Raw genomic sequence first — 9,027 nt, 5'->3', positions numbered from 1 at the left:
ATGGGCGAGCAACATTCGAACAAATCAGGAATGCATGATGTCTATATTATGGCGCCGCCGCCCGCAAGGGCGTTCCTCGCCCCGCCCGGGCGCCTCGCGGCGCGCCGCATGCCGGCCCGCTCCGTGATCGCCGGACCATCGTCCGACCGGAAAAGGATAACTTATTTATCAACGGGATAGAGCGCCGCATGCGATGCGGACGCGCCGGAGACCGCCCTGATCAGCAGGGCGAGATCGACAAGGGCGATCGCGCCGAGCAGGACGACCGTCAGCGCCATCAGCGGACGATCGTAGAGCACGACGCTTTTCGCGCTGATCCATTCGATCAGGGCGCGGAGACGGTGCCGCGGCGACGCCATCGCCTGATCGCCTCCCTCGGTGCGGACGTTCATGCCGGCCCGGCCCCGATCCTGCCGTGCCCGGCCATCGGCAAGGTCCGTCGTGTCGTCCCGATGCGGGTCATCGGCGTGCCGCGCCACGCCCGGCCGGCGGCATCAGTCTTCCCGGGCATGATCCATGATCTCCAGGCGGATCTGCACGCGGCCATCCGCCCTTTCGCACACCCGTCGCGCATAGGCATTCTGCTCGATGGAGACCGCCTTGCCGTTCACCAGCAGGAACCGGCCGCTGATCGGCTGGAACTGAAACCGGTCGATTTCCTTCCTGTTTATATATACGTCTTTTATGATATTTGAACTGTATGACATGTCGACAATGAAGCGGCATACCCGTGCCGAGATTTTGGAAATCAATATGCTGTAATGATTTATATTGTTTGAATTTACTGCAATATAAAGATGGCCATTATGGCTGTCCTGACTTTCGGCCGTATGTATGAATTGCCCCGTGTTAAATTCGGCATAATGAATGGCCTGATTGAAATACATCAGGCTCTTCTTGTTATTGAAACGGTAATTGGAAAGAAAGGAAATCCGGTTGACGTATGTATATTTCGCAAACGCCAGAATAAATCCGGACACCACCAGGCCAACGGCAAATCCAAACAGGACCCATTTTACGCGATAGACTATCGTCATCTCCGACCTCATTTTTGTTTATGGTTTTTATGATTTTTGTCGGAAAACTAGTCACAAATGATCAACAAAAAATTAACGGCCGTCTCTATAATTATCTCTTATCTTGTAATTAATACTTTCCTTATTTTTATGTCTTTTGTCGCCCTTGTCGCGAATGCCCCTTGCACGGCCGCCCTTCGCGTGCGTGCGCATCGGGCCGGCGCGCTTCCCTGCCTGGCGTCGCGAACGGAACCGCGTTCGCTCCCCGCACTCCGTCGCCACACGGTGCTGCCGCCGTCACGGCCTTGCGCACCGGCCATCGGCCGGCGCGATGCGTAACCGTCTGTATCAAAATATAAACAATGATCACATTCTAATGAGACTAGTTGTAATTAATTAACCGATGTGTCATGAAAAATCATTAATCGATATGTAATTAGACGATCGAATTTCAGGACCCCTTTCTTTCAACGGCCTTGGTTTCAGAGATCCGCGTTCAGGGAGATCATTTCTGACGGTAAGCCCCGGAGAGATCCGGGGCTTTTTTTTCGCAACGCCGCAGCGGCCGCGCCGTTCCCGGCGCCGCGCACCCGGATACGGGCGGCGCAAACAATCGCATATCCGCGCGAATTCGGGTGCCTCGCGGCCCGCGAACTGTGCCCCGCAAGGCACGATGACGGAGCAGGGCAGGGGGATGAAACCTCACGCAACCCGTTGATAGAACTGGCGACCCTGGCGTGACTCGAACACGCAACCACCCGCTTAGAAGGCGGGTGCTCTATCCAGTTGAGCTACAGGGCCGTGCGGCGGCGAACATCGCCCAATTCGCCGCCGAATGCCAGACCGGGCCGCCTCAGTGCGTCCAGTTCGCCCGCCGGTCCGCGCGGAAATTGTCGGCATAGGCCTTGGGCCGCCGGTGCCGCTCGGTCGGGATCTCGAGGTCGAAGGCGATTCCATGCTTCTCCGCATAGGCGATGGCCTCCTCGCGGGTCGCGAAGCTCAGCCGCACCTGGCTCGCCATCATGTCGCCGCTGCCGGTCCAGCCCATCAGCGGGTCGATCCGCTTCGCCATCGCCGGCTCGAACTCCAGCACCCATTCCCTCGTCTTCGCCCAGCCGGACTGCATGGCGGATTTCGGCGGCAGATAGATGCGGGCGCGATTCATGCGGCATTCCTCTCGGTCGGTCCGTCTCGGGGCGCCCGGATTCGAACCGGGGGCCTCTTGTACCCAAAACAAGCGCGCTACCAGGCTGCGCCACGCCCCGCACGGACGCTTGCTACTACAGCGCCTCCAAGGTGCGAGGCAAGCGCCTCACTTGTCGTCGCCGAATTGCGGCCCGATCACCTTGTCGCCGACATCGATGTCGTCCTTCGCGGTGATCCCGCCCTGCAATTCGATCGTCGCCGCCACCTTCACATGGCTGGAAATGATCCGCAGGCTCTGCGGCACCGTCTCGTTGGCGATATGCCGGATCGTCCCGTGCGGCCCGACGAACACCATGTCCAGCGGCACCAGCGTGTTCTTCATCCACATCTCGGACACCTGCGGCGGGTTCCACGGAAAGATCATCCCCTCGTCCGCCGCCACGCTCTTGCGGAACATCAGCCCGATTTCCTGCTGCTTCGGCGTCAGCGCCTTCTCCACCGTGAAGGTGAACCGCTTGCCGTGCTGGTTGACGATGGTGATCGTCTCGGTCGGCAGCTTCGCCTGCGGCCCGGTGATCGCCGCCGCGGCCACCCCGACGGCCGATCCGCCAGCAATCCCGGCCGCAAGGCAAATTCCCATCCAGCGTCTCATCGTCCTGCTCCTTGTTGCGTCACGCGGCGAGGCGGCGCACCTCGTCCCGCACCAGGCCCGCCTGCGGCGGATCGTCGAGGCGGGTGAGCCAGTGCGCCGGCCTCGGCCGCGACTGCCCGCGGAAATAGCTGATTCCCGCCAGCACGTCCAAGGCCGCCGGCGGCAGCGCCTCCGGCACCGCGTGCCCGTTCAGCACGCCCCACAACCCCGCCCAGGCCCGCCCGAGCGCATACGGGTTATACCCGCCACCCCCGAGCACGATCAGCCGCGGCGCCAGCCCGCGGATCGCCTCCAGCGCCGCCCACAACCCCCGGTTCGACAGCGCCAGCCGGCTCATCGGATCATCCGCCAGCGCATCCGCCCCCGGCAGGAACACGATCCCCTCCGGCCGCGCCGCCGCGATCGCCGGCACGATCCGCGCCTCCATCAGGAACGCCAGCTCCGCGTCGCAAAACCCCTCCGGCACGGCAAAATTGAACACCCCCGCCGCCGCGTCGCTCGTCCCCCCCGTCCGCGGCCACCGCCCCGCCTCATGCACGCTGATCGTCGTCACTCGCCCATCGCGCGCGAACGCCGCCTCCACCCCATCGCCGTGATGCGCGTCGAGATCGAGATAGACCAGCCGCTCCAGCCCGAGGTCGAGCCACTCCATCAGCGCCAGCACCGCGTCGTTGATATAGCAGAACCCGCTCGCCCGCGCCGGCCAGGCATGATGGTTCCCCGCCGCCGGCACATGCGCGACCCCGCCCTCTGCCGTCAGCCGTGCCGCCAGCATCGCGCCCCCCGCCGAGGTCGCCGGCCGCCGATACACCGCGCGATGCACCGGATTCCCCTCCGCCCCGATGCCGAACCGCGCCCGCACTTCCGCCGGCACCTCCTGCGTCCGCTCCGCCGCCTCCAGCGCGTCGAGATAGGCCGGATCATGAAACCGCTCCAGCGCCGCCCGCTCCGCCACCGGCGCCGTCCGATACTGCCCCGCCGCCAGCCACCCCATCGCCCGGATCAGATCCTCCGCCACCGGCGCCCTCATCGTCGCCAGCGGATGCGGCGGCGCCGCGATCGCCGCCCGATACACCTCCGCCCCGATCAGCACCGCCTTGCGCGTCCCGCTCATCCGCCTTGCCTACCCATCAAGCCCCGCCGTTGCTATAGGCTGGGCATGAGTGACGAATTGACAACGCTCGCGCAGGACGCTTCCCCCGCCAGCACCGGCGCCTTCCCCCGCCGCACCTTCGCGATCATCTCCCACCCCGACGCCGGCAAGACCACCCTCACCGAGAAGCTCCTCCTCTTCGGCGGCGCCATCCGCGAGGCCGGCATGGTCAAGGCCCGCCGCGAGCGCCGCAACACCCGCTCGGACTGGATGGCCATCGAACGCCAGCGCGGCATCTCCGTCACCTCCTCGGTCATGACCTTCACCTGGCGCGACGTCGTCTTCAACCTGCTCGACACGCCCGGCCACCAGGACTTCTCCGAAGACACCTACCGCACCCTCACCGCGGTCGACGCCGCCGTCATGGTCATCGACGCCGCCCGCGGCATCGAGGCCCAGACCCTCAAGCTCTTCGAGGTCTGCCGCCTGCGCGACATCCCGATCATCACCTTCGTCAACAAGATCGACCGCGAAGGCCAGGACCCGTTTTCGCTCCTCGATGAAATCGCGAACACCCTCGCGCTCGACGTCTGCCCCCTCGTCTGGCCCGTCGGCATGGGCGGCCTCTTCCGCGGCTGCTGGGACATCCGCGCCAACCGCCCCATCGGCCGCGTCGCCCCGGATGGCGAACCCGCCGAACCCGTCACCATCCCCGACGACCAGATGGCCGACCTGCGCGATGCCGTCGAACTCGCCGGCGCCTACCCCGCCTTCGACCGCGAAGCCTTCCTCGCCGGTCACCTCACCCCCGTCGTCTTCGGCACCGCGCTGAAGGATTACGGCGTCCTCGAACTCCTCTCCCTCCTCGCCGAACACGCCCCGCCGCCCACCACCCAGCGCGCCGAACCCCACCCCGTCCGCGCGGATCAAAAATCCGTCACCGGCTTCGTCTTCAAGGTCCAGGCCAACATGGACCCCAACCACCGCGACCGCATCGCCTTCACCCGCATCTGCTCGGGCCGCTTCCAGCGCGGCATGAAACTGCTCCACGTCCGCACCGGCAAGCCGATGGCGATCCAGGCCCCGATCTTCTTCTTCGCCCAGGACCGCTCCCTCGCCGAGGAAGCCTTCCCCGGCGACATCATCGGCATCCCCAACCACGGCTCGCTCCGCGTGGGCGACACGCTGACCGAAGGCGAAACCCTCCGCTTCACCGGCATCCCGAGCTTCGCCCCCGAAATCCTTCGCCGCGTCGTCCTGACCGACCCGATGAAAGCCAAGCAGCTCCGCCGCGCCCTCGAAGACCTCGCCGAGGAAGGCGTCGCCCAGGTCTTCCGCCCGATGCTGGGTGCTGACTGGATCGTCGGCGTCGTCGGCGCCCTCCAGCTCGACGTCCTGCAAGCCCGCATCGACGCCGAATACAAGATCCCCATCCGCTTCGAACCCGCCCCCTACGTCACCGCCCGCTGGATCTCTTCTCCCGACCCCAAACGCCTGAAAGACTTCATCGAAGCCAACCAGTCCACCCTCGGCCACGACCGCGACGACTCCCCCGTCTTCCTCGCCCGCGACACTTTTTCCCTCCGCTTCACCGCCGAACGCTGGCCCGAAATCACCTTCGCCACCACCCACCAATCCGCCTCATGATTCTGCTCCTCCTTCGCTTCGGTGGGGGAGGGGAACGGTGAAATGAGGGCAATGCGGGTTGAGCGACCGGAATCGACCCAATAAGGTCATCAACGCAGATTTCATCGCTTTTCTACGGCGGACGTTTACCGATAGGATATGAGCCGACCGGCTAAAATAAATAGAAGTGTATAATAAGGCAGGGAGTTGGATAACATGATTGAAGCGGTTGGATCGCTTATTACGACCGTTCTCAGGGTAGGAGTTCCAGTCTACCTTGCTTTATTTATTGCATCATCTCTATTATTATTTTTACCAGACGGCGCTGCACATCAGGTCGGAATTTCTGCATTCCGCCAAACGTGGCGTGGGTATATCGGTGCAACTTTTATCGTGTCCATAGCACTACTTGCTTCATCAGGATTGTCAGTAATATCGCGATCTTTGGGAAATAATCTTCATAATCGGCGCTTGCAGCGCTCTGTATTGGAAACCCTAGAAATGTTGACGGAGGATGAGAAACTATTTCTTCGCCCCTATATCATAGATGGCGCGAATACAAGAATGGCAAATATAACTAATGGAGTTGCCGGCGGATTGGTTGCGAAAGGTATTATTTTTCGTTCCTCGAACGTCGGTACTGTGTTTTCAGGTTTTTCTTACAATCTACAGCCCATTTCTCGGAAAATTCTTACTGGCAGACCAGATCTTCTAAATCCATGACGTCTAAACAGAATACTGAGAGGTGTGGCATGCTTACTAAAGATTTTCGAAAATTTGAATTTAAATCTTTTGACAAAGCAACAATGGCAAGAGTTGAGTCTTTATTTGATAATATGTTTTTAGAAACTCAATATGGAAGTCTGACGAAGGAAATTACGTTTCATGATGGCCAAAAAAATATTATAGAATTAATCAATCATAAATCAAATGATTTAGACAAGAAGCAACTTGATGAAAAACTTTTTGATATTGAGGGTCTTTCATTTAAAAGACCCATTCAAATTACATTTCAGTTATACCCTTATTCAGGTAGAAATACAGTAACTATTTCAATAAATGACTCTTCAGGGTGGCCGACTGGTGCAAATTTTTCTATATCATCAGAAGACAAATCGTTTGTTGATCGAAATATAAAGGCAATGGAGGATATTTTTAAAGATTGCCCGCCGGTCCAATTTTCAAAAATTAGCGTTTTTTATCATAATAATCCAAATACGTTTACTGCGATCATTGCCGTACTTTCATCTGTTTTATTTTATTTATTTTCGAATGAATTTATAAAAAATTATTTCAACATGAAAAAACCAGGAGATAATATTGTTTCTGCACTTTTTGTGGCGTCAATAATAGAGACAATATTTATGTATTATTTATCAGGTAAATTAGGAATTTTGTTTAGTAAGTTCGATTTTGAAATTGGCCCTGAATATCTGCGGAATGAAAAAAAATCAAGAGCAAGATTAATATGGCTTTTCAGTACTATATTTGCATCTATTGTTGCGCTGATAATTGGTTATTTGATTAATGCACATTAATTAAATTAAATTTTAGAAGATGGTGTATAAGAATGATAAGAAGTTTTAAGTGAAATGCGTATAGGTTACGGGCCTACATATAGTGTTTTGCGCAAGTGACGCGCAGCTCCATCGTGCGCAGAGCTTTCGGTCACGCCTCAGTGCACGGGGGATATCGACAGTCGCCTTCTGACCCCCCCCCACCGCCAGTGCGCCCAGAGTCGAAAATCTGGATCAAGCCCGACCATCAGCGCCCTACCGCCCGCAATAACTAAAAATAAGATACCCTGAAATCGACCGCTGATCGTATTCGACGTCGATCTCTCCCCACGGAAATGTCGCCGGCAGCTTCCGTTGCAGCCTTGTCTCCATCTCCGCCTTGAGCGCTGCGGTCCATCGCTGCTCATACGCTGGATCGACCGTGAGCCAGGTTCGATCCGTGATCCGCGACAGCGACGCCCGCATCAGACGCCCATCGGTGAAATACACGACCGCAATCCAATCCCGCCCCTCGAACGAGACAGGCTTCAGCACATACGACCGGTGCGGATCGTTGCGGACAAACTCCCGCGCACCCGCCCCGCGCGGCGACGCCCGGAACGCCGCCTCCGTCAGCCCCGGCCCGATCCGCTCCGTCGCGGAAATCGGAACAATGCCCGCCTCCAGCGTCATGGCCCCCACCGTAATCGTCCCGCCCACCAAATGGTGGCGCGGAAACCCGCCGCAACGCCAAACGCAAACGGCCGGATCGGTAATCTCCGATCCGGCCGCGCTCAGGCGCTCGGTGGCGCGATCGTCAGGCCTTGCGGCGCCGACGCGTGCTGATCAGCCCGAGGCCGAGAAGACCGGTCCCCAGCAGCGCGAGCGAGCCGGGCTCCGGAACCTTCGTCGCGTCCATGGTCAGCTGCGCCGGCGCGCCATTGGCCTCCACATAAAGAATCTGGAACGCCCCGGTCGGCAGGCTGTAGCTGTAGGGGTTGGTGGCGGTCTGCGGGTTCGCCTGGCCGGCAACCAGATGCGTCAGGTTGTCGGTGTAAAGGCTCGACCCATCGTCGCTGTTGATCGAACCGGCATAGATCGGCTGGGAGAGATATCCCTGGATTTCAAAGACGGTCGTCAGATTAAACCCGCTCGAGCTCATCTTGGTATTGAGAGTCGTTGCGCCGTTGAAGAATGTGACGGAGGACAGGGTGCCGCCGTACTGCAGGAAGCTCTGAATATTGCCATACCCGTTATTGGCGCCTGACCCCTGATACAGGTTGAGAGGGCCCGTATAGGTGAGGTTCGCGATCTTGTCGTTGCTATTGTTGAAAATCGTGTTGCTCGTATTGGCGAGCTGCGACGGATCGGTGCTCGAACCGGGGTTGGGATTGTATCCCTGCCACACGGTGATGTTGTACGTCCCGCTGACCGGCGTCGCATGGGCCGTGGCCACACCCGCGAGGCTGATCGCGCCGCAGGCCACAGCCCCGAGCAGGGCGGCCCTGAGCATCCCCGACCCGTTCCGTTTGTGTTGCATTCGTTTATTCCTTTGCCTGTGGGACCAAAATGTCCCGGTCTCGTTCGTGAAGCGGCCTGGCGGCGCCAATGCCAACGTTCGTTTCGAGAGCAAAAATCATGCCGACAAAATAAAATAAATGATTTCAATGGGATAAAGTTTCGGTCGCCGCAACGTGTAAAGTTTTCCGACACTTTGTCCGGAGACGGCGTCGAAAAAGCCGGGAGCCGTCCCGAAATCCGGCAGGCGGCTGATCCGCCGGCGCAACCTCCTTGCCCACCCCCGGCCGGTCATGCTTGTTAGCGGGAATGACGGCCGCCGCCCCCGCATCGTCCGGCTTCCTGCTCCGCTTCGCCGGCTTCATCGCCGCGCTCTGCGCCTGCGTCGCGGCGGAGGGCGTGCGCCACCGGCGCGGCAGCCTCACCATCCTCGCCTGGACCCGCCTGCGCCGCCTCTGCGCCCGCCTCGAAGCCCTTGCC

At 59.4% G+C, this 9,027-nt stretch carries 11 protein-coding genes and 2 tRNA genes; 3 read left to right on the top strand and 10 right to left on the bottom strand.

All coding sequences use genetic code 11. The annotated features are described in order from the left end of the window. Positions 1 to 161 precede the first annotated feature (161 nt). The 8 genes from APM_RS09380 to APM_RS09350 form a co-directional block, all read right to left on the bottom strand. Positions 162 to 392 carry a hypothetical protein gene (locus tag APM_RS09380; RefSeq protein ID WP_241763132.1) on the bottom strand — a complete coding sequence of 77 codons (231 nt, stop codon included), beginning with the start codon at positions 390 to 392 and terminating at the stop codon, positions 162 to 164. Further along, a complete protein-coding gene (locus APM_RS22945; protein WP_256379477.1) occupies positions 389 to 511 on the bottom strand; it encodes a hypothetical protein in 123 nt (40 codons plus the stop codon). The genes APM_RS09380 and APM_RS22945 overlap by 4 nt, the downstream gene beginning before the upstream one ends. Next, positions 495 to 1,037 (bottom strand): hypothetical protein, encoded by a 543-nt coding sequence (locus tag APM_RS09375; RefSeq protein WP_007423126.1) that lies wholly within the window; start codon positions 1,035 to 1,037, stop codon positions 495 to 497. The genes APM_RS22945 and APM_RS09375 overlap by 17 nt, the downstream gene beginning before the upstream one ends. A gap of 703 nt (positions 1,038 to 1,740) precedes the next feature. Continuing rightward, a tRNA-Arg gene (locus APM_RS09370) sits at positions 1,741 to 1,817 on the bottom strand. A 52-nt stretch (positions 1,818 to 1,869) separates the two neighbouring features. Next, positions 1,870 to 2,181 carry an ETC complex I subunit gene (locus tag APM_RS09365; protein ID WP_007423125.1) on the bottom strand — a complete coding sequence of 104 codons (312 nt, stop codon included), beginning with the start codon at positions 2,179 to 2,181 and terminating at the stop codon, positions 1,870 to 1,872. Positions 2,182 to 2,207: 26 nt separating this feature from the next. Beyond that, positions 2,208 to 2,281 (bottom strand) — tRNA-Pro (locus tag APM_RS09360). 47 nt (positions 2,282 to 2,328) lie between these two features. Next, the gene (locus tag APM_RS09355; protein ID WP_013639837.1) at positions 2,329 to 2,814 is read right to left on the bottom strand and encodes a DUF192 domain-containing protein; all 486 of its coding nucleotides are present in this window, start codon (positions 2,812 to 2,814) and stop codon (positions 2,329 to 2,331) included. 19 nt (positions 2,815 to 2,833) lie between these two features. Beyond that, positions 2,834 to 3,928, bottom strand: a complete 1,095-nt coding sequence (locus APM_RS09350) for an acetoin utilization protein AcuC (RefSeq protein ID WP_007423122.1) — start codon at positions 3,926 to 3,928, stop codon at positions 2,834 to 2,836. A 45-nt stretch (positions 3,929 to 3,973) separates the two neighbouring features. Here APM_RS09350 and APM_RS09345 point away from each other — a divergent pair, with 45 nt between their 5' ends. The 3 genes from APM_RS09345 to APM_RS21460 all read left to right on the top strand — a co-directional run bounded on the left by APM_RS09345 (position 3,974) and on the right by APM_RS21460 (position 7,071). After that, on the top strand, positions 3,974 to 5,554 hold the full coding sequence (locus APM_RS09345; RefSeq protein WP_007423124.1) for a peptide chain release factor 3: 1,581 nt from the start codon (positions 3,974 to 3,976) through the stop codon (positions 5,552 to 5,554). 195 nt (positions 5,555 to 5,749) lie between these two features. Next, positions 5,750 to 6,256, top strand: coding sequence for a super-infection exclusion protein B (locus tag APM_RS20345; protein WP_083818668.1), 507 nt, complete (start codon positions 5,750 to 5,752; stop codon positions 6,254 to 6,256). Positions 6,257 to 6,285: 29 nt separating this feature from the next. Continuing rightward, a complete protein-coding gene (locus tag APM_RS21460; protein WP_007423120.1) occupies positions 6,286 to 7,071 on the top strand; it encodes a hypothetical protein in 786 nt (261 codons plus the stop codon). Positions 7,072 to 7,305: 234 nt separating this feature from the next. Here the strand turns inward: APM_RS21460 and APM_RS09340 are convergent, their stop codons facing one another. Further along, positions 7,306 to 7,722 carry a hypothetical protein gene (locus tag APM_RS09340; RefSeq protein WP_007423119.1) on the bottom strand — a complete coding sequence of 139 codons (417 nt, stop codon included), beginning with the start codon at positions 7,720 to 7,722 and terminating at the stop codon, positions 7,306 to 7,308. Between the two features lie 124 nt (positions 7,723 to 7,846). After that, positions 7,847 to 8,542, bottom strand: coding sequence for a PEP-CTERM sorting domain-containing protein (locus tag APM_RS09335; protein ID WP_007423118.1), 696 nt, complete (start codon positions 8,540 to 8,542; stop codon positions 7,847 to 7,849). Positions 8,543 to 9,027: the final 485 nt, after the last annotated feature.

Source organism: Acidiphilium sp. PM, assembly GCF_000219295.1.
Taxonomy (GTDB): domain Bacteria; phylum Pseudomonadota; class Alphaproteobacteria; order Acetobacterales; family Acetobacteraceae; genus Acidiphilium; species Acidiphilium multivorum.
The sequence above is the reverse complement of the archived record's forward strand: the minus strand, read 5'-3'. Positions and strand labels throughout refer to the sequence as shown.

What these genes read in the sequence shown, in the direction of transcription:
- APM_RS22945 (WP_256379477.1), bottom strand. Translation starts at nt 511, where the DNA reads ATGCCCGGGAAGACTGATGCCGCCGGCCGGGCGTGGCGCGGCACGCCG.
- APM_RS09350 (WP_007423122.1), bottom strand. Translation starts at nt 3,928, where the DNA reads ATGAGCGGGACGCGCAAGGCGGTGCTGATCGGGGCGGAGGTGTATCGG.
- APM_RS09380 (WP_241763132.1), bottom strand. Translation starts at nt 392, where the DNA reads ATGAACGTCCGCACCGAGGGAGGCGATCAGGCGATGGCGTCGCCGCGG.
- APM_RS09340 (WP_007423119.1), bottom strand. Translation starts at nt 7,722, where the DNA reads ATGACGCTGGAGGCGGGCATTGTTCCGATTTCCGCGACGGAGCGGATC.
- APM_RS09365 (WP_007423125.1), bottom strand. Translation starts at nt 2,181, where the DNA reads ATGAATCGCGCCCGCATCTATCTGCCGCCGAAATCCGCCATGCAGTCC.
- APM_RS09375 (WP_007423126.1), bottom strand. Translation starts at nt 1,037, where the DNA reads ATGACGATAGTCTATCGCGTAAAATGGGTCCTGTTTGGATTTGCCGTT.
- APM_RS21460 (WP_007423120.1), top strand. Translation starts at nt 6,286, where the DNA reads ATGCTTACTAAAGATTTTCGAAAATTTGAATTTAAATCTTTTGACAAA.
- APM_RS09355 (WP_013639837.1), bottom strand. Translation starts at nt 2,814, where the DNA reads ATGAGACGCTGGATGGGAATTTGCCTTGCGGCCGGGATTGCTGGCGGA.
- APM_RS09345 (WP_007423124.1), top strand. Translation starts at nt 3,974, where the DNA reads ATGAGTGACGAATTGACAACGCTCGCGCAGGACGCTTCCCCCGCCAGC.
- APM_RS09335 (WP_007423118.1), bottom strand. Translation starts at nt 8,542, where the DNA reads ATGCTCAGGGCCGCCCTGCTCGGGGCTGTGGCCTGCGGCGCGATCAGC.
- APM_RS20345 (WP_083818668.1), top strand. Translation starts at nt 5,750, where the DNA reads ATGATTGAAGCGGTTGGATCGCTTATTACGACCGTTCTCAGGGTAGGA.